The sequence below is a fragment of the Pelosinus propionicus DSM 13327 genome (assembly GCF_900114615.1).
GTDB lineage: Bacteria > Bacillota > Negativicutes > DSM-13327 > DSM-13327 > Pelosinus > Pelosinus propionicus.
The window spans coordinates 48444-67618 of record NZ_FOTS01000020.1 but is presented as its reverse complement, the minus strand read 5'-3'; the positions used below and the strand labels follow the sequence as shown (position 1 = coordinate 67618).

Annotated in this window: 20 protein-coding genes; 9 read left to right on the top strand and 11 right to left on the bottom strand. The window is 34.9% G+C overall.

Annotated elements, in window-relative coordinates; translation table 11 throughout:
- Both corA and BMZ99_RS12475 read right to left on the bottom strand, forming a co-directional pair.
- Positions 1 to 1068 (bottom strand): magnesium/cobalt transporter CorA, encoded by a 1068-nt coding sequence (gene corA / locus BMZ99_RS12480; protein ID WP_245754947.1) that lies wholly within the window; start codon positions 1066 to 1068, stop codon positions 1 to 3.
- Between the two features lie 5 nt (positions 1069 to 1073).
- Complete coding sequence (locus tag BMZ99_RS12475) at positions 1074 to 3416, bottom strand: FtsK/SpoIIIE family DNA translocase (RefSeq protein WP_090937565.1); 2343 nt, start codon at positions 3414 to 3416, stop codon at positions 1074 to 1076.
- 185 nt (positions 3417 to 3601) lie between these two features.
- On the opposite strand from BMZ99_RS12475, the gene BMZ99_RS12470 reads away from it, so the two are divergent.
- Complete coding sequence (locus BMZ99_RS12470; protein WP_090937562.1) at positions 3602 to 4051, top strand: QueT transporter family protein; 450 nt, start codon at positions 3602 to 3604, stop codon at positions 4049 to 4051.
- A 142-nt stretch (positions 4052 to 4193) separates the two neighbouring features.
- Here BMZ99_RS12470 and BMZ99_RS12465 read toward each other — a convergent pair whose 3' ends face one another.
- The 9 genes from BMZ99_RS12465 to dnaA form a co-directional block, all read right to left on the bottom strand.
- Positions 4194 to 4391, bottom strand: coding sequence for a CooT family nickel-binding protein (locus BMZ99_RS12465; protein ID WP_090937559.1), 198 nt, complete (start codon positions 4389 to 4391; stop codon positions 4194 to 4196).
- Entirely contained in the window at positions 4367 to 4810 is a 444-nt protein-coding gene (locus BMZ99_RS12460) for a DUF3842 family protein (RefSeq protein WP_090937556.1), read from the bottom strand. Before BMZ99_RS12460 ends, BMZ99_RS12465 begins: the two co-directional genes overlap by 25 nt.
- 101 nt (positions 4811 to 4911) lie before the next feature.
- Entirely contained in the window at positions 4912 to 6828 is a 1917-nt protein-coding gene (gene gyrB / locus BMZ99_RS12455; protein ID WP_090937552.1) for a DNA topoisomerase (ATP-hydrolyzing) subunit B, read from the bottom strand.
- Between the two features lie 62 nt (positions 6829 to 6890).
- Positions 6891 to 7145 carry an extracellular matrix regulator RemB gene (gene remB / locus BMZ99_RS12450; RefSeq protein ID WP_090937549.1) on the bottom strand — a complete coding sequence of 85 codons (255 nt, stop codon included), beginning with the start codon at positions 7143 to 7145 and terminating at the stop codon, positions 6891 to 6893.
- Positions 7145 to 7981: a DUF721 domain-containing protein gene (locus tag BMZ99_RS12445; protein ID WP_090937546.1), complete on the bottom strand. Its 837-nt coding sequence runs from the start codon at positions 7979 to 7981 to the stop codon at positions 7145 to 7147. Before BMZ99_RS12445 ends, remB begins: the two co-directional genes overlap by 1 nt.
- Before the next feature lie 5 nt (positions 7982 to 7986).
- A complete protein-coding gene (recF, locus tag BMZ99_RS12440; RefSeq protein ID WP_090937543.1) occupies positions 7987 to 9084 on the bottom strand; it encodes a DNA replication/repair protein RecF in 1098 nt (365 codons plus the stop codon).
- 11 nt (positions 9085 to 9095) lie between these two features.
- Complete coding sequence (locus BMZ99_RS12435; RefSeq protein ID WP_090937541.1) at positions 9096 to 9311, bottom strand: RNA-binding S4 domain-containing protein; 216 nt, start codon at positions 9309 to 9311, stop codon at positions 9096 to 9098.
- Positions 9312 to 10421 carry a DNA polymerase III subunit beta gene (gene dnaN / locus BMZ99_RS12430; protein WP_090937537.1) on the bottom strand — a complete coding sequence of 370 codons (1110 nt, stop codon included), beginning with the start codon at positions 10419 to 10421 and terminating at the stop codon, positions 9312 to 9314.
- A 319-nt stretch (positions 10422 to 10740) separates the two neighbouring features.
- The gene (dnaA, locus tag BMZ99_RS12425) at positions 10741 to 12237 is read right to left on the bottom strand and encodes a chromosomal replication initiator protein DnaA (RefSeq protein ID WP_090937534.1); all 1497 of its coding nucleotides are present in this window, start codon (positions 12235 to 12237) and stop codon (positions 10741 to 10743) included.
- 642 nt (positions 12238 to 12879) lie between these two features.
- Between dnaA and rpmH the strand changes: the two genes are divergently transcribed.
- The 8 genes from rpmH (at position 12880) to rsmG (ending at position 19152) form a co-directional block, all read left to right on the top strand.
- Positions 12880 to 13014, top strand: a complete 135-nt coding sequence (gene rpmH / locus BMZ99_RS12420; RefSeq protein ID WP_007936133.1) for a 50S ribosomal protein L34 — start codon at positions 12880 to 12882, stop codon at positions 13012 to 13014.
- Positions 13015 to 13061: 47 nt separating this feature from the next.
- Positions 13062 to 13412 carry a ribonuclease P protein component gene (gene rnpA / locus BMZ99_RS12415; protein ID WP_090937531.1) on the top strand — a complete coding sequence of 117 codons (351 nt, stop codon included), beginning with the start codon at positions 13062 to 13064 and terminating at the stop codon, positions 13410 to 13412.
- 10 nt (positions 13413 to 13422) lie between these two features.
- Complete coding sequence (yidD, locus tag BMZ99_RS12410; protein ID WP_090937529.1) at positions 13423 to 13629, top strand: membrane protein insertion efficiency factor YidD; 207 nt, start codon at positions 13423 to 13425, stop codon at positions 13627 to 13629.
- A gap of 47 nt (positions 13630 to 13676) precedes the next feature.
- Entirely contained in the window at positions 13677 to 14315 is a 639-nt protein-coding gene (locus BMZ99_RS12405; RefSeq protein WP_090937526.1) for a YidC/Oxa1 family membrane protein insertase, read from the top strand.
- A gap of 17 nt (positions 14316 to 14332) precedes the next feature.
- A complete protein-coding gene (jag, locus tag BMZ99_RS12400) occupies positions 14333 to 14956 on the top strand; it encodes an RNA-binding cell elongation regulator Jag/EloR (RefSeq protein WP_090937524.1) in 624 nt (207 codons plus the stop codon).
- Positions 14957 to 15159: 203 nt separating this feature from the next.
- Positions 15160 to 16545 carry a tRNA uridine-5-carboxymethylaminomethyl(34) synthesis GTPase MnmE gene (mnmE, locus tag BMZ99_RS12395; protein WP_090937521.1) on the top strand — a complete coding sequence of 462 codons (1386 nt, stop codon included), beginning with the start codon at positions 15160 to 15162 and terminating at the stop codon, positions 16543 to 16545.
- A gap of 14 nt (positions 16546 to 16559) precedes the next feature.
- On the top strand, positions 16560 to 18449 hold the full coding sequence (gene mnmG, locus BMZ99_RS12390) for a tRNA uridine-5-carboxymethylaminomethyl(34) synthesis enzyme MnmG (protein ID WP_090937518.1): 1890 nt from the start codon (positions 16560 to 16562) through the stop codon (positions 18447 to 18449).
- Positions 18436 to 19152 carry a 16S rRNA (guanine(527)-N(7))-methyltransferase RsmG gene (rsmG, locus tag BMZ99_RS12385; protein ID WP_090937515.1) on the top strand — a complete coding sequence of 239 codons (717 nt, stop codon included), beginning with the start codon at positions 18436 to 18438 and terminating at the stop codon, positions 19150 to 19152. Before mnmG ends, rsmG begins: the two co-directional genes overlap by 14 nt.
- The last annotated feature ends 23 nt before the right edge of the window (positions 19153 to 19175 follow it).

The window sequence follows — 19175 nt, the reverse complement described above, 5'->3', positions numbered from 1 at the left end:
TTACATCCATTTTTTCTTGCGAAAATATATAATCATACATCCACTAATAAAGGCCATAATTAATAGAATCGCCGGATAGCCCCACTTCCATTCAAGTTCCGGCATATATTTAAAATTCATCCCATATAAACCTACAATAAAAGTGAGGGGAATAAAAATGGTAGCAATAATTGTTAAGACTTTCATGACTTCATTCGTTTTAAAACTTACATTGGAAAGATAAAGATCAAGCATCCCCGTAACCATATCCCTATACATTTCAATACTATCAATTACTTGTATCATATGATCATATACATCTCGAATATAAATAAGAGTATCTTTTTTAAATAACGCAGAATCTCCTCGAGATAAAGCATTTATAATTTCTCTAAGAGGCCATACGGCTTTTCGTACAAATAACATTTCATTTTTTAGCGTATGGATTTCTTTTAATACCTTAGGCTGAGGATGTACAATAATTCTATTTTCTAATTGTTCAATTTTATCCCCCAAATATTCAAGAGCAACATAATAATTATCTACAATACAATCAAGCAAGGCATAGGCAAGATAATCCACGTCCTTACTTCTAATGATACCGTTAGTGCTTTTGATACGTTCCCGTATTTTTGTAAACGTATCATTGTCATTTTCTTGAAATGATACAATATAATTATTTCCTACAATTAAGCTGACTTGTTCAAAATCAATATTATTCTCATAGCAATGAATCATTTTGACAATAATATATAAATACTCTTTGTTATCTTCCATTTTAGGCCGCTGGTTTGTATTAACAATATCTTCTAATACTAAAGAATGTATTTGAAATGCAGCTCCTATTTTCTCAACCATGCTTACTACATGAACGCCACTAATATGAATCCAGCATTTCTCTGCGCTACTTATGCTTTCCAGCAATTCATCCACTTTATCAAATTCTTTTTCTGTCCAATCATCACTACTATAACATAACTTTCTTATTTTTACTTTTTCACTTCTCTTGGAGCCAATGTGTAAAAGAGTACCGGGAGGAAGACCTACTTTCTTAGTGATCTGCTTATATCGACCTGGCAAACCTACCACCTCATCTATTCTAAATCCGTATTATTAGATTGGGCTGCATCATTAAAATAACGATCACATACCTGATCATAAGTCATGATAATATCCCGAGGTTTACTTCCCATATTGGGACCAATAATTTTCATTTCTTCCATAGTATCAATTAAACGAGATGCCCTTGTATAGCCAATTCGAAATTTTCTTTGCAGCATAGACGCAGATGCCTGATTTAATTCCATAATAATACGCACAGCATCTTCAAATAGTTCATCTTCAAAAAGATTTGTATCATTTTCTTCTTTTTTTAAGTTTTCACAAGCAGTAATTCCTTCCATATATTCAGGAGGTTCTACCTGCTTCTTAATATATTCTGTAAGTTCTTCTACTTCGCTATCAGCAATAAATGCGCCTTGCACTCTAAGGGGCTTAGACATACCTATAGGATAAAACAACATATCTCCCTTACCTAGCAATTTTTCTGCTCCAGCCATATCCAATATGGTTCGTGAATCAATTTGAGAGGACACGGCAAAGGCAATCCGAGACGGTACATTAGCCTTGATTAAGCCAGTAATTACATCTACAGAAGGTCTTTGCGTCGCTAATACCATATGGATTCCCGCCGCCCGAGCTTTTTGGGCTAAGCGGATAATAGCATCCTCTACATCAACTGGTGATACCATCATTAGGTCTGCCAACTCATCAATAATAATTAAAATATAAGGAATTTTTTCTCCACTGGAACCCTCACCAACTGGAAAATTATCAATTAATTCATTATATCGTCCAATATCACGCACTCCTGCAGCTGCAAACATTTCATATCGCCGTTCCATTTCTTGCACTGCCCAGCGCAAGGCAGAAGCAGCTTTTTGTGCATCCGTCACCACAGGTGTCAATAAATGAGGAAGACCATTATAATTGGTCAATTCAACCACCTTAGGATCAATTAAAATAAGGCGTACTTCCTGAGGGGTTGCTTTAAACAATATACTCGTTAACAACGTATTAATACACACGCTCTTGCCAGACCCTGTAGAACCCGCCACTAATAAATGAGGCATTTTCCCTAAATCAGCTGTCACAGTCTGACCAGCAATATCTTTACCTAAAGCCACAATTAACTTTGAGGTTGCTTTCAAAAATTCATTGCTTTCTAGCACGTCCCTCAAAGGAACACTCGCTAAAACCTTATTGGGAACTTCAATACCAATAGCTGCTTTTCCTGGAATCGGTGCTTCAATACGTACTCCAGATGCGGCAAGACTCAAAGCAATATCGTCTGCTAAATTAACAATTTTACTAACTTTTACACCGGGGGCAGGTTCTAACTCATAACGGGTTACAGTAGGTCCTTGACTGATATGGATCATTTTAGCTTTGACATTAAAACTTTCCAGAGTACTCTCAAGAATTTTAGCATTATTAGCTACTTCTTTTGCTCGCTTACTATCCGCCTGATTTGTTGATTTTTGTAATATTGATAGTGGCGGCAATACATACCCTGAAACAAAAGTACTCTCAGGTTCTAAAATAGAATGATTTTCCTCTATTTTTCCCTTGTTATTGGGCTTATGCTTTACTTCAGCAACATTCTCTCGCGCCCTCTGAATCGGTTCATCTTTTCTTATCTTATCGTTTATTTCCTCAGCTTCTTGATACGCAGCCTGTTCTAATAAACTGTCGCTTAGAGGTCTGCCAGTAAACTCTCTACTATCTTCATCCTGCTCTTTTATTTCTTCTTTATTATTTTTCCTTAGAAAATTTCTATCTTTTTCTTGATTATAAAAACTTCCGGCTTTTTCGATTTGCTCATATGCAGTAGACAATCCCTGCTGGGTTCTTTCTTTAGCAACTAAATAGGTTTGATATAATGACCAAGTAGTTGCAATTAAAATGCCACACAAACCTGAAGCAACTAATATTATAAAGGCACCATAGAATCCAAAAAATTTACGCAGTATAAACAACAACATACCACCAATTAGGCCGCCTCCATTAGCTAAACTTTCTGGCAGTATCTCTCTATTTTCAATAATTAAAAAATGATGTGTTAAAGCTAATAAAGATATATATAGCAACGCTAGACCCCAAAAACGAATACTATATACGATGCCATGATCTTTCTTGATATAAAAGCCACCAATAATAATCAGTAATAAAGGAATAATGAAAGCACCTAAGCCAAAAGAGTACTTTAAAAATTTTGATAGATATAGACCAATAGATCCAGTGTTAAAATCCAGCAAACTAATAATTGAGATAATCCCTGCAGCTAAAAGAAAAATACCCAATACCTCAGAGCGGAGCCTTGGATTAACACGTTCTTTATTATCTTCTATTTCGCTTGCTGTATGACGCTTAGACAATATTTACCACCTAATTCTTATTTTATTTATTCTAATTTTATTATACCATTCCTAACTACAAGTCCACAATTTTTTTAGGAACATATGTTTGTTTTACTATATATATATCATTATTGAAACTTCCCTGGTTTATTTTAACTTAATATACTATAATTAAAATTCAAATATTATCAATGGAGGTCTTTATGAATACCCATTCTATTGTGCGTGCTACTATGATTGCTGCTTTATATATAAGCTTTACATATGCATTAGCACCCATCTCGTATGGTCCTTTACAATTTCGCCTTAGTGAGGCACTTACTGTTTTACCAATCTTATATCCTGAAGCTATCTACGGTTTATTTATAGGCACATTAATTGCTAATATATTTGGTGGATTGGGAGTGTGGGATATATTTGGTGGTAGTCTGGCTACACTTATTGCAGCTTGGCTTACCTATCGATTTAAAAGTACTATCTGGGCTTATATGTCGCCAATTATAGTCAATGCTTTTATTGTTGGAGGTTATCTTTCTATATTATATGCTATGCCTTTCTGGTTTACAATATTATCCATTGGATTTAGTGAGGCAATTATTGTCTTTGCTATCGGTTATCCTCTTATTGCCGTACTAAAAAAGTATAAATTATAATGTGCATAAGCGGCTAGAATAGTATCTAGCCGCTTATGCACATTATAATTTAAAACAAAAAGAATACAATATTTTAAAAATATCTCAGATTTCTTTGTCATTACTTTACTCTGTTCACAATGACAGATCTATATAACTTTATTTATTCTTTCGAAAAGCGCTCTAGGATAATTTTATGATCTACTAAATGTAATTCTTTAATACGTGCTTCTACTGTTTTACGTTCACCAAAAATATTTTCAAGATAGATTTCTCCATCCTTAGGAATAATGGTATCGACTCTTTCTAAGAGTAATTCTTCCACATTTTTATTTATTACATAAACGTTAGCTTCACACATGTTTTATCCCCTCCTAAATGCTTTTTAATTTCAAGCAGTACTCCATCGACTAAATGAGGCAGCGGTTCTGTTTTTAATCCAATAATATCAATATTACCACGATATAAAGGTATTAAGATCTTACGCGCCTTACTAGATGTAATCACTTCAGCCATTTTAGGCGTTAGTTCTCCAAGCATTGAATTTGCCATAATAATACTTAATGATCCTATGATACAATCAATATCCTTGCAATTGTGCACGATTGCATTTTCTCCTGTTGCACCTTCATTTGCTCCTGCTTTTAGCATAGCTGAAGTTGCCAGAGCATTTGTGCCTAACGCCAATATTTCAATTTGTTCTTTAAACTCTTTCCTTATTTTTTCTATAATGATTTTCCCCATACCGCCGCCTTGTCCATCAATTACTATAATCCGCATATGACTCCTCCTTACAACGCAATAAAAAAACAATTACTTTAAAAGTAGGAAGGCTAATTATCAAAAATAGATAATTTGCCTTCCTGATTTTTACTTACCTATCACGTATCTAAATTTCGTACATCATGAGCATTATCTTCAATGAACTTACGCCTTGGTTCTACCTTATCCCCCATAAGAATTGTAAACATCTCATCAGCAGCCATAGCATCGCCTAATTCTACCTGTAGTAAAGTTCTTCCTTCAGGATTCATAGTAGTTTCCCATAACTGATCAGGATTCATTTCACCAAGACCTTTATAACGCTGTACATTAATATTTTCTCTGCCTATACGAGCTAATAATTTATTCATTTCATCATCACTGTACAAATACCAACTCTCACGCCCTTTTTTTACTAAATATAAAGGTGGTTGAGCAATATAAATACGACCTGCCTCAATAAGAGGCTTCATGTAACGATAAAAGAAAGTTAATAGCAAAGTACGAATATGGGCACCATCCACATCAGCATCTGTCATGATAATAATTTTGCCGTAACGACTTTTTTCTAAATCAAAATCTTCAGCAATCCCATTGCCAAAAGCCGTAATCATAACTCTAATTTCATCACTGTTGAGTATCTTATCTAAGCGAGCTTTCTCAACATTTAATATTTTACCACGCAACGGTAATATAGCTTGGAATCGGCGATCCCGTCCTTGTTTAGCAGAACCACCTGCTGAATCTCCTTCAACAAGATAAATTTCGGTCTGCATAGGATCTTTCATCGAGCAATCTGCCAACTTCCCAGGTAAAGAGCTGATTTCCAATGCATTTTTTCTACGAGTCAATTCTCTCGCTTTGCGGGCTGCATCTCTAGCTCGAGCAGACATGACTGATTTCTCAATAATCTTTTTAGTCACCGCTGGATTTTCTTCAAAGAACTCACTTAATTTATCAGAAACGATACTATCGACAATACCTCGAATATCACTATTACCTAATTTAGTTTTAGTCTGTCCTTCAAATTGTGGTTCCTCAATTTTTAAACTAATAACTGCAGTTAGACCTTCTCGAACATCTTCACCACTTAAATTTTCATCATTATCTTTTAAAATATTTAATTTACGAGCATAATCATTAACTGTTCTTGTAAGCGCAATCTTAAAACCACTCAGGTGAGTTCCACCCTCCTGAGTATTAATATTATTAACAAAGCTAAAAATATTTTCTACATAGCTTTCATTATACTGCAGGGCAATCTCTACAACACTGGTATCGCGTTTTCCTCCTATGCAAATAGGATCAGGATGTAGTACCGTTTTTGTCTTATTTAAATGATGTACAAAAGAACAGATACCACCTTCATAGAAAAACACTTCGTTAATCTGTGTGCGTTCATCCGTTAAATTAATCGTAATTCCTTTGTTTAAAAAGGCTAATTCCCTTAAGCGTTGCTTTAAAGTATCATAACTATATACTAACTCTTCAAATATTTCACCATCAGGTTTAAACTTTACAGTTGTCCCATGTTCTTCTGTATCGCCAATGATCGTTAAAGGTTTAACAGTATACCCGCGTTCAAACCCAATTTGGTGAATTTTTCCATCTACTTTCACTACTATATCTAAATATGTACTAAGGGCATTTACTACGGATATACCTACCCCATGGAGACCACCAGAAACTTTATAGCCACCACCGCCAAATTTACCGCCGGCATGCAGTACTGTTAACACTACTTCTACCGCTGGCTTGCCAGTTTCATGCATACCAACAGGAATACCACGACCATTATCAGATACAATAATACTATTATCTTGGCAAATCGTTACATCTACTTTATCACAATATCCAGCTAATGCTTCATCAATACTATTATCAACTACTTCGTAAACCAGATGATGCAATCCTCTGGCTGAGGTACTACCAATATACATCCCTGGGCGTTTACGAACTGCTTCTAAACCTTCTAATACCTGTATTTGCTCCGCCCCATAATTACCATTACCTAAAACTTCTTCCTCATTACTCATTGTTAACCTCCAACATAAAATCAACTCATAGAGTGTTATAAAACAACTTTATATGATCTATCTTAAATATTTTCATAGATATGAAAATCAATTGCTCTTTTCTTTAATGTTAAAGATGAAATGGCAGATAGATATACCTTATTTGTAGTAATAATAAAGCTCTTGGGATCATTTTCTGAAACATCAAAAACTTTTTTCTCATCGCGCATTTTATTAATAAATTCTTTATTAATACCTGATCGTGTTGATTTTAGATCAGTAATGGAAATAACATCACGCAACGGAACGACCATATCGGCTCCAAGATGTAAAAACATTACTTTTTCCTCCTGAATTTTTCTAAGGTTTTATTAATAATCGCATCATTTACAGCTTCAATTTTAGCTCCTGTAGTTAGCATGATGAAACTCATGATTTTAAACTTATCGTAATCTCCTTCTTGAATGTCTCGGCTAATAAATGCGGTTAATGTATATTTAGCTTGCTGAAATTCCTCTTCTGTACAAGCAATATGTTCATATAATTCAGCATAGCGGATCCATGGTATTTCTTTTAGAGTATTTATAATAGTATACAGTAATTTGTGCTTTTTATTAAGTGTACAAGCAGTACAATACGTTTCTTCCGGCGGACATAAAACAGTACAACTGGCACACTGGTGCCAGTTATGCTGTTTTTTTATTTTTTTTAAAGCAAAATCCTTGCGCATTATGCGCAATATCTTTTGTTTTAAATATTTATCACTTATATGATTACTAGTTTCCTGCATAGTTTGTACATCATTTTCATCTAATGTGACCTTACTTAATTGGTATTTTATATTAGGTACTGTATTTATATCAGTATTTTCTTCATTCTTGGAATTACTAAAATATCCTGCTTGAAAGCGAATATCAAATATAAGTTTATAGCCAATAAATTTATTTATTTTATCAATAATGCTTTCTTTCATCATCGACAAATGATGAGACCAAACAGAACTATTCACACTAACCATAAGCGTTCCTTGCTGAACAGAGCGAGCGTATGCATTAGCAGCGATATCATCGCCGACGATTTCTGACCAATGTACAATAACAGATTGATCGTTGTACGGCTTCTGTAAGCCTAAATTTCTGATCGTATTCGATACTATATCTTTCATTATTTGCATTGCCATCACTCCACTATAGTACCATTTTCTACATGAAAATATTTTCCAAATTCCCAATCTGGAAAATACTTTTCTTCCGTCGCCGTAATGATGGTTTGTACACGATCCTTGATAAAAACTAATAAATGTTCCCGGCGTGTTGCATCCAATTCACTCATCACATCATCCAATAGCAAAATGGGATATTCTCCTGTTTCCGACTTTATAAATTCCAATTCTGCTAATTTTAACGACAAAACTCCTGTACGTTGTTGACCTTGTGAGCCAAATGTTCTTAAATTTATGCCATTTACTGTAAGGATTAAATCATCTTTATGAGGTCCGATACTTGTACTGCCACGCCAAATATCATTTTGTCGATGCTGCAAAAATTTAGCTTTATATTCTTTTATCAGATTTTCAATTCCCGTTTCGATGATTTCATGCTTATGGTAAACAAGAGTCAAATTTTCTTTACTTGCAGTTATTTTACGATGCATTAAATTAGCAAGCATTGCTAATTTCTTAACTGCCTCTTGCCTCTTCATAACGATTTTACTAGCTGCAATAGCCATTTGTTCATCCCAAGCATCTAGCATATCGGGTTTATCTTTATTTTCTCTGATTTTTTTTAACAAATTATTACGTTGAGATACAATGCGATTATATTTTAATAGCTGCTGGTAGTAACTTGGATTTGCTTGTGAAATCTCTACATCTAAAAAACGCCTACGCATAGCAGGCATCCCTTTGATTAGCATTAAATCTTCAGGAGAAAACAGTACAACATTGAGCAAACCAATAAGTTCTCGAGATTTAATTGCATAATGATTCGATATGATTTCCTTTTTCTGATTATTACTCAGCTTCATAATTAGGCTATTTTCAATATTCATACGCGAAAATAAAATTGTAATACTACCGTCTTCCTGCTGCCAACGAATAAGCTCCCCATCTACATTCGTACGATGAGAGCGCCCCATTGCACCATAATAAATAGATTCAAGGATGTTGGTTTTTCCTTGCGCATTCTGTCCAATAAATATATTAATTCCCTGGGTAAAATCTAAGGAAAGGTTTACATAATTTCGTATGTTTCTCAGAATTATTTTATTAACTTTCATGGTAACACCTTTTATTCAGTCGTTACTTTCCACTTACCAATATTTGTAATTTCAATAATATCACCAGGTTTTATTTTTTTGCGTCGTTCATAACTTTGGGCACCATTAATAAAGACCATACCATCTTCAATCAATAGTTTGGCTTGTCCACCAGATTCAACGATTCCTGCCCATTTTAAAAACTGATCGAGCTGAATGGTATTTGTAGTTATTCCTATTTCATCCATTTAATTTGTCCTCACAGGCGTAATAATATAGTTGTAAGTTGCATCATCAATCGGTTTGATACTTGCAGGACTAAGAGGTGTATTCAGAGAGAATATAAGTTGTTCACTGGTAATGTTTTTTAAGATATCTGTAACATACTTTGCATTAAAAGCAATTTCAACTTCATTACCTTGAACGATTGTTGGTACTGTTTCACATGCTTTACCGATATCAGGGTTGTTAGATGTAATAATAACACAATCATTTTTAAAAGCCAATTTAATAATGTTATAATCACCATCTCTTGCTAATAAGGAGACGCGTTCTACTGCATCCATAAATGCATGTGTATCAATCGTTATAGTAGTAGCAAAACTAGGAGGTATTACTTTATTATAGTCGGGGAATTGCCCTTCAATCAGGCGTGAGATGATATAGATATTATCAAATGCAAAAGATACTTGATTCTTTTGACAATAAATTGTTACATCCATAGGGACATCAGAAATCATAATACGTGCTAATTCATTCAATATTTTAGCAGGTATTATCATTTTTATACTATCTGTATTATGGCCAAGGTGGTCTTTTTTTATTGCCAAGCGATGCGTATTGGTAGCTACCATATTTATTTCATATTGATTAATTTCTAACAAACCGCCGGTAAAGATAGGACGAGATTCATCAGTAGAACATGCAAAAACAGTTTTTTTGATTAGTTCTCTTAAAATATTATCTTTAACAGTTATAACTGTATCACTTGTTGGCTTTTTTAGTACAGGGAATTCTTCTGCCGGTAAGCTTAATAAATTAAATTGAGCTTGATTCGAAGTAATTTGAATCGTTCGGTCTTCTGCACTCGAAGAAATTTCAATAGTCTCTCCTGGTAATTTTCGAACTAACTCTTGGAAATACCGTCCAGAGATTACTACCGTACCTGGTTCGTTAATTGTAGCTTCAATAATGCAGCTAATGCCAATTTCATAATTTGTTGCTTGTAATTCCAATTTATCTTCAAAGGCAGATAAATAGATCCCTGTCAGGATAGGCATTGGGGTTTTAGTGGCAAGAGCCTTTTGTACTGTTTGTACAGCATGGTTTAATTGCTCCTTTGTGCAGGAGATTTTCATTTTTAGTCCTCCATTCGGTATATTAATACTAAATAATATATATATTAATAAAATAGTCGTAATAGTAGTAGGGGGTGTAGATATGTTAATAACTCTAAATTTGCCTTATACACAGTAAAAAACACTTGTTAATAACGTGTCAGTAAGTACTATAGAGGTTATCCACAAATCCACAGATTTTTACTGTGTATAAATTATCAACAAATAATATACAGGCTAGTCCTACTGTTACTAACAGAGTTATACACGTATCGTCAAATAAAGAGTGAATAATGTGAGTAAAATGGCACTTTTGGTGACATAGAAGCGAATAAAGATATTAATTATTTTCAATTCGTTTAATTAATTCCTTAATTGTATTGCTTAACTTAATATCTGCGTTACGTTCACGGCTGATTTTGTCATAAGCGTGAATAACTGTTGTGTGATCACGTCCGCCAAACATTTCTCCAAGTCTCGGAAGTGAAGTCTCTGTTAGCTCTCTGGATAAATACATAGCAATCTGTCTAGGATATGCTACATTACGGGTCCTTTTTTTGGCAAGCAACTCATCAATTTTTAGTTTGAAGTAAGAAGCGATGGTTTCTTGAATCAGTTCTACCGTAATTTGCTTAGGTTTTCCATGAGGAAAAATGTCTTTTAATGCTTCTGTTGCCAGGTCGATATCAATATTCTGGTTTGTTAAAGAAGCATAGGCCATCACTCTAATTAATGCACCTTCCAGTTCCCTAATATTGTTGTCAATACGGCTTGCGATATATACCATAACATCATTAGATACATTTAAATGTTCCATAATTGCTTTTTTACGCAAAATGGCAATACGTGTTTCTAGATCTGGTGGTTGAATATCAGTAATAAGACCCATTTCAAAACGCGATCGCAGTCGATCTTCTAAGGTTTGAATCTCACGGGGCGGTCGATCGCTAGACATGATAATTTGTTTATTTGCCTCATGTAATGTATTAAAAGTATGGAAAAATTCTTCCTGTGTATGTTCTTTTTTTGCTAGAAATTGAATATCGTCAACTAAGAGGACGTCAATATTACGATATTTTTGGCGAAAACTTTCAGGATTACCATCTCGAATAGAATTGATTAGCTCATTGGTGAATTTTTCACTAGAAATGTAGAGTAATTTTAAATGTGGGTGATTTTTTAAAATACGGTGGCCAATAGCGTGCATAAGATGAGTCTTTCCAAGTCCAACACCGCCATAAACAAAAAAAGGATTGTATGCATTGGCTGGTGCCTCGGCAACAGCTAAGGATGCAGCATGAGCTAAACGGTTAGAATTACCGATAACAAAAGTTTCAAAAATGTATTTAGGGTTTAGTATTGCCATTGATTCTTCTGCTGGATTTTGATTTAAAGAAAAGCTTTGATCAGATTCAGAAGAGGGTTTGTAGATATGAGGTTGTTTGGCTGTAGACATACTTGTCTGCACGAAGTCAGCTTTTTTATCGTTTTTATCGATTTCTGTGTCTAGTAGTAGCTGGGATGGAGCGATTGGCGGAGTAATTTCTTGTGATGCAGGAAGCGAAGCGGTTTCATCATCTATATCTAAATTGATAAAAATTATCGTTAAGGGTTTATTCGTAATATATTGGACTGTAGATGAAATGATAGGAAGATAGCGGGATTCAAGCCATTCTTTAATGATTTGCTTAGGAGTTCCAATTTCTAATGTGGTATCAGTTAGTTTTAGTGGGATGGTGGGTTTTAGCCAAGTATCAATCATTAGCTTCGATAGTTCTTGTTCTAATTTTTTTAATACCTGTTCCCATACGATTGTTGCTTGCAGGGTATCGTCCATACATTCAATCCTTTCTGTGCTATACAAATAATATAAAAATTAAAATATGATGTGGAATATATAAAAAGATAAAACACTACTTAAAGGAATAAGGGTGATAAATAATGAAAATGTTTTATCAAATATAAAATAAAGGCTATGAATAAGGGAATTCGTTTAATAATAAATGCTCTATCAACAGATTTAATTAACAGTCTAACAAGTTATCCACAAACTTATTAACAGATGTGAATAACTTATTTATAAAAATAGAGTTTTAACGAAAAAAAAATACAACAGCAAAATAAAAAGTATTTCGCAGTCTTGTATTTATCAAGTATAATAGAGTTATTAAGTAGTGTGGATAAAAGTGTGCATAAAGCTATGTTTTTGTGAATAACTTTTACTTTATGTAGATAAAAAAGAGATTAGAAAGAATATGTGGATATCTTGTCATGTTTTATATTATCAAAAACTATATAAGTTATCAACAGATTTTTATCAAACAGGACCTTTTATCTACAAATTTATCCACAATACTCAGAAACTATCAACAAGTATATTTCTTGACACTGAGGCCTTGACTAGTCTATAATCTTTAGTGTTAAAATATAGGCATTTTAACGTGATATTTTTGGTACTTTAGCAAGGAGGTGTAAATAAATGAAACGTACTTATCAACCAAATAATTTATGGAAAAAAAGAACTCATGGTTTCCGTGAACGTATGAAAACCAGAGGTGGTCAATTAGTCCTAAAAAGAAGACGTGCTAGAAGCAGAAAGAAATTATCTGCATAATAGGGCGCCAGAACAGGCCTATTTTCCATATGGCGGGATGATAAACTGTGATATATAAGTTATCTAAGCAAGGGATTTTACACAAAAATAAAAATTTTCAAACTGTATATAAATCTGGCAGATCATTTGCAAATCGTATGATAGTACTTTATGTACTGTCTACTAATAGCATTGTTCGCCGTGTAGGATTTGCTGCAGGCAAAAGGTTGGGTGGTGCGGTAGTACGCAATCGAGTAAAACGTCTTTTACGAGATTCCTATCGGTTAAACCAGCATAAGTTAATTAATGGAATTGATTTACTATTAGTTGGCAGACAAGCAGCAGTAAGTTCAAATTCTATAGCAGTGGGTAAAGCGTTTATTCATTTGTGTGAAATGGCAAAAATTTTGGCTAAGTAGGTAGTTGATAATGAAAAAAATAGCTATAATGCTAATTAAAGGTTATCGTTTATTTATTTCACCGCTCAAACCGCCTACTTGCCGTTTTGTGCCGACTTGTTCAGAGTATGCATTACAGGCAATTGAGAAATATGGGATTTTCCGTGGGGGTATCATGGCTATGCGGCGTATATTGCGCTGTCATCCTTTTCATCCTGGCGGCTATGATCCTGTTTGAGATATAAGGATTGATTTGTTACAAATTAATATTGAGGACGTGAGATATTGGCTTTGTTTGATTCGGCAATTGCATTATTGCAGCATATATTAACTTTTTTCTATGATATGACTGCTAGCATCGGCATACCTAATTATGGTATAGCTATTATTTTGGTAACTTTGATTATAAAGTTGCTATTATATCCTTTAACTGTAAAACAAGTTAAAGGTATGAAGGCTATGCAGGATTTGCAGCCTAAAATGAAAGATTTGCAAGAAAAATACAAAGGGAATCCTGAAAAATTAAATAAAGAAATGGCTCTTTTATATAAAGAGTCAGGAGTTAATCCGTTATCAGGTTGTTTGCCTCTATTGGTTCAGATGCCTATACTTATGGGGATCTTCTTTGCTATTCGTGATTATCAGTATGCACAAATACCTAGTTTTTTATGGATCGCTAATTTATCTCATCCTGATCCTTTGTATATTTTACCAGTATTGTCAGCACTGACTACTTATATTCAACAAAAACAGACAAGCAGTGATATGAATCAACAGGCAAAAATGATGATGACTTTTATGCCATTATTTATAGGTTATATTAGTATTACTTTTCCTGCTGGACTTGTATTATACTGGGTAATGAGCAATGCATTCCAAATTGCTCAACAGTGGTGGATGTACCGTGGTGAAGCTCAAAAATAAGGAGGCTAATTAACACGATGACTTCTGTGGATATGACTGGTAAAACTGTTGAAGAAGCCGTACGGCTGGCTTTAAATGAACTTCAAGTTGGAGAAGACCGCATCGAGTATGAAGTGTTAGAAGCGCCCAGTAAAGGTTTATTTGGCTTTATTGGCAGTAAGCCTGCTAGAGTGAGAGTGACTATTAAGCCAATTGATCCGGTACAAGTGGCTCATGATTTTTTAAAAACTGTTTTTGACTTAATGAATTTAGAGGTACAGATTGAAAAAGTAGGAAAAGAAGATTCTATTAATTTTAATATTAGGGGTAATGATTTAGGAATATTGATTGGGAAGCATGGTCAAACGTTAGATGCATTACAGTATTTAACTAATTTGACAGCGAATCGTGATATTGATGGCAAGGTGCGTATTGTTCTTGATGTTGAAGATTATCGCCAGCGCCGCACGGATACATTAAATCGTTTAGCTGCTCGCCTAGCTGATTCTGTTAAACGGCGTGGGGAAAAAGTTGTGCTGGAACCGATGAGTCCTAACGAACGAAAAATTATTCATATGGCTCTTCAAGATGATCAACGAATTATTACTTACAGTGAAGGGGAAGAACCTTATCGCAAAATTGTCATTGCCTTAAAAAGATAGATAGTTTACATATTTAGGAACCCAGTAATAATTAATTATTACTGGGTTCTACTACTAAAGGATAGTCATGGGTATTATTATTTCAGCATAATAAATATTCTCTGGAGAATGGGTAAAATAGCTAGTGAATAGTGAGTTTCTTAAAAAGTCATTTTTTTAGTACTTTTAAAGTGTACTGGTATTCAGAATAAGGGGGAATAAAGGTGTTTGTAGAGGATACGATTAGTACAATTGCCACTGCTCCAGGTGAAGGGGCAATTGGAATTATACGAATAAGTGGCTCCTTGGCAATCAAGATAGCAGAAACATTATTCCGGGGGATAAAGGGGAAGAATATAGAACAAATCGCATCGCAGCAAGTAGCCTATGGGCATATTATCGATCCGAACAACGGCCAAGTTGTTGATGAGGTTTTGTTGCTTATTATGTATGGGCCTAAATCTTATACGCGTGAAGATGTCGTGGAAATTCATTGCCATGGCGGACCTGTGCCTATAAAAAAAATTCTGGCACTGACACTAGAGTATGGTGCGCGATTATCTGAACCTGGTGAATTTACAAAGCGGGCATTTTTAAATGGAAGACTGGATTTATCCCAAGCAGAAGCCGTTATGGATATTATTAGAGCGAAGACCGATGCTTCTCTTCGCATGGCTGTAGGACATCTTTCAGGAGCTTTATCAGATCAGATACGCAAAATGAGATATGAAATATTAAGAATGATTGCTAATTTAGAAGCGACTATTGATTTTCCAGAAGAAGATATCGAGGTTTTAGCTGCTCAGGACGTTAGGGCGGCAGTAGATCTTTTATTGGTAGATATAAATCATTTATTATCGACAAAAGAAACAGGCCGTATACTGCGTGAAGGATTAGAAACTGTAATTCTTGGTAAGCCCAATGTGGGTAAGTCCAGTTTGCTAAATGCTTTATTGAAAGAAAAAAGAGCAATTGTAACGGATATTCCAGGAACAACTCGTGATATAATTGAAGAATTCGTAAATATATCAGGTGTTCCATTAAAAGTTGTAGATACTGCTGGTATAAGGGAAACTTCTGATATTATCGAGCAAATGGGTGTGGAAAAGGCAAAAGAATTTGTTGTAACAGCGGATCTAATCTTGTTATTATTAGATGCTTCCCTGCCATTATCATCTGAAGATAGAGAAGTATTGAAGATGCTTTCAGGTAAAAAGGCAATTATCTTAGTTAATAAAACCGATTTGCCAGTGCTTTTAAATTTAGATGAGGTATACACCTATATTGCAGATACAAAAGTATTAAAAATATCGGTGATGGAAGGTATTGGCTTAGCAGAACTAGAGCAGATGATTGTGAACATGGTATACGATGGTGGAGTTGCTCAGAAAGAGGGAGCATTTATTACTAATTTGCGTCAAGCTAATTTATTAGAGCAGGCAAGACATCATTTAGAAGCCACGATTGCAACAATTGATGAAGGAATGCCGTCAGATTGCATTGTGATTGATTTAAAAGAGAGTTGGGACAAGCTTGGTGAGATAACTGGAGATACATTGGGGGAAGATATTATTGATCAGATATTCACTCAATTTTGTATTGGGAAATAGGGGAGTGTCAAATTGTGTTTATTGCAGGCGAGTATGATGTAATTGTGATTGGGTCTGGTCATTCTGGATGCGAAGCGGCATTAGCTGCTGCGCGTATGGGCTGCCAGACGTTGTTAACAACTATTAATTTAGATAATATTGCCTTTATGCCATGTAATCCTTCTGTTGGTGGTCCGGCTAAGGGACATTTGGTAAGAGAGCTAGATGCATTAGGCGGGCAAATGGGGCTTAATGCAGATAAAACCAGCCTTCAAATGAGAATGTTAAATACGGGAAAAGGACCAGCTGTACATGCATTAAGAGCGCAGGCGGATAAAGATTTATACCATATCACAATGAAAGAGACAGTTGAAAATCAGCCTAATTTAGATGTGAAACAGGTGTTGGTCGAAAGAATTTTATCGAAGGATCAGAAGGTATATGGAATTGAAGTAGAAACTGGAGAAATTTATTATACAAAAAGTATAATACTAGCAACTGGGACTTATTTAGGCGGAAAAATTATCATTGGAGAGCTCGCATATAAGGGCGGACCTAATGGCCAGCGAGCTGCTGAAAATTTAACATCTTCTTTAAAAGAGTTAAATATTCGTATCATGCGATTTAAGACAGGCACTCCGGCAAGGGTAGATAAACGTTCTTTGGATTTTTCTAAGATGATTGAGCAGCCAGGTGATGAAGAGGTTCATAATTTTTCTTTTTTAAGTGAGATTACGAATAGAAAACAATTGCCCTGCTGGCTGACATATACGAATGAAAAGACTCATGAAATCATACGAAATAATCTACATCGTGCTCCTATGTATACAGGAGTTGTAGAGGGAGTCGGACCGCGCTATTGTCCATCGATTGAATCAAAAATTGTAAGATTTGCTGATAAAAATGCACATCAATTATTTATAGAGCCAGAAGGATATCATACAAATGAAATGTATGTGCAAGGCATGTCTACAAGCCTGCCAATTGATGTACAATATGAATTCTTACGAACCATTGCTGGCATGGAGAATGTAAAAATTATGCGTCCGGGTTATGCAATCGATTACGATTGTATTGATTCTACTCAGCTTAAGCCAACTTTAGAATTTAAAATGGTTCAAGGATTATTCTCAGCAGGTCAGATAAATGGTACATCTGGCTATGAGGAAGCAGCAGCTCAAGGTTTAGTAGCTGGCATTAATGCGGCTCTATTGGTTAAAGGTCAAGAACCCCTGATTTTGTCTCGTTCTGATGGATATATCGGAGTATTGATTGATGATTTAGTTACAAAGGGAACCAATGAGCCTTATCGCATTATGACTTCTCGAGCTGAATTCCGCCTTATTTTGCGTCAGGATAACGCCGACTTGCGCTTGACGGAAATTGGACGAAAAATTGGCTTAGTCACTGATGAACGATATGATAAATTTGTTTGCAAGCGTGATTCCATTGAAGAGAGTTTAAAACTGCTGCGCAGTGTAATGATTACCCCCACGCCTGAAATACAGGCAAAGATGCAGGCTATGGGAACAGTAGAACTGCGTACAGGTATTATGCTATATGATTTACTGCGGAGAACTGAAATTAATTACAGTATGATTTCAGAACATTTTGATGTTCCTATTTTGGATTCAGCGGTACAGCAGCAAGTAGAAATATCTGCTAAATATGAAGGTTATATTAACAAACAACTAGAACAAGTGGAACGAGCGGCCAGATTAGATGAAAAATTATTGCCTGAGGATATTGATTATATGCTGCTAAGCGGCTTAGCAGTGGAAGCAAGAGAGAAACTGAATGAAATTCGCCCGTTATCCATAGGACAAGCAGGAAGAATTTCCGGTGTTTCTCCAGCGGATATATCCATATTACTAATTTATATGGAACAAAGGCGTAGGAGGGATGAAGCAATTGATCTTTCGTGAAATGTTAATAAAATCAGCGGAGGAATATTCTTTATCCTTAACTGAAGAACAGATAGTAAGATTTTCCCATTATTTTGAAATATTGATTGACTGGAATCAAAAGATCAATTTGACAGCGATTACAGATCCAAAAGAAGTGGCTGTCAAACATATGATTGATTCCTTATCTTGTTACGATGAGGCTATTTTTAAAAATGGAGCAAAAATAATTGATGTAGGTACTGGAGCGGGTTTTCCTGGATTGCCTCTTAAGATTTTTCGTCCTGATTTAAAACTGACGTTATTTGATTCTTTAAATAAAAGAATTTTATTTTTAAAAGAAGTAGCGGAAAAATTAGAAATACCAGATATTGAATTTGTTCACAGTCGAGCTGAAGAAGGTGGGAAAAATAGGAAATTTCGTGAGGTATATGATATTGCCGTGTCCCGGGCAGTGGCAAGATTGAGTATACTCTCTGAATTATGCCTGCCATTTGTGGCCGTAGGAGGTTTTTTTATTGCCCTTAAGGGGTCACAGTACAGTCAAGAGATAAAAGAGTCTACAAGGGCTATTAAAGCCCTTGGCGGCGAAATCGATAAAATTGAAAATATTAAGCTGCCAGGTCTTGATGATATAAGAGCAATTGTTTATATTCGTAAAATAAAAAAAACATTATCAACATATCCTAGACGTCCAGGTATTCCAGAAAAAAATCCATTATAATACAGTCATGTTAAAAGGAACTT

Coding starts and splice junctions, on each gene's coding strand:
- BMZ99_RS12470 (WP_090937562.1), top strand. CDS start 3,602: ATGAATACCCATTCTATTGTGCGTGCTACTATGATTGCTGCTTTATAT.
- BMZ99_RS12465 (WP_090937559.1), bottom strand. CDS start 4,391: ATGTGTGAAGCTAACGTTTATGTAATAAATAAAAATGTGGAAGAATTA.
- BMZ99_RS12460 (WP_090937556.1), bottom strand. CDS start 4,810: ATGCGGATTATAGTAATTGATGGACAAGGCGGCGGTATGGGGAAAATC.
- gyrB (WP_090937552.1), bottom strand. CDS start 6,828: ATGAGTAATGAGGAAGAAGTTTTAGGTAATGGTAATTATGGGGCGGAG.
- remB (WP_090937549.1), bottom strand. CDS start 7,145: ATGTTTTTACATCTTGGAGCCGATATGGTCGTTCCGTTGCGTGATGTT.
- BMZ99_RS12445 (WP_090937546.1), bottom strand. CDS start 7,981: ATGCAAATAATGAAAGATATAGTATCGAATACGATCAGAAATTTAGGC.
- recF (WP_090937543.1), bottom strand. CDS start 9,084: ATGAAAGTTAATAAAATAATTCTGAGAAACATACGAAATTATGTAAAC.
- BMZ99_RS12435 (WP_090937541.1), bottom strand. CDS start 9,311: ATGGATGAAATAGGAATAACTACAAATACCATTCAGCTCGATCAGTTT.
- dnaN (WP_090937537.1), bottom strand. CDS start 10,421: ATGAAAATCTCCTGCACAAAGGAGCAATTAAACCATGCTGTACAAACA.
- dnaA (WP_090937534.1), bottom strand. CDS start 12,237: ATGGACGATACCCTGCAAGCAACAATCGTATGGGAACAGGTATTAAAA.
- rpmH (WP_007936133.1), top strand. CDS start 12,880: ATGAAACGTACTTATCAACCAAATAATTTATGGAAAAAAAGAACTCAT.
- yidD (WP_090937529.1), top strand. CDS start 13,423: ATGAAAAAAATAGCTATAATGCTAATTAAAGGTTATCGTTTATTTATT.
- jag (WP_090937524.1), top strand. CDS start 14,333: ATGACTTCTGTGGATATGACTGGTAAAACTGTTGAAGAAGCCGTACGG.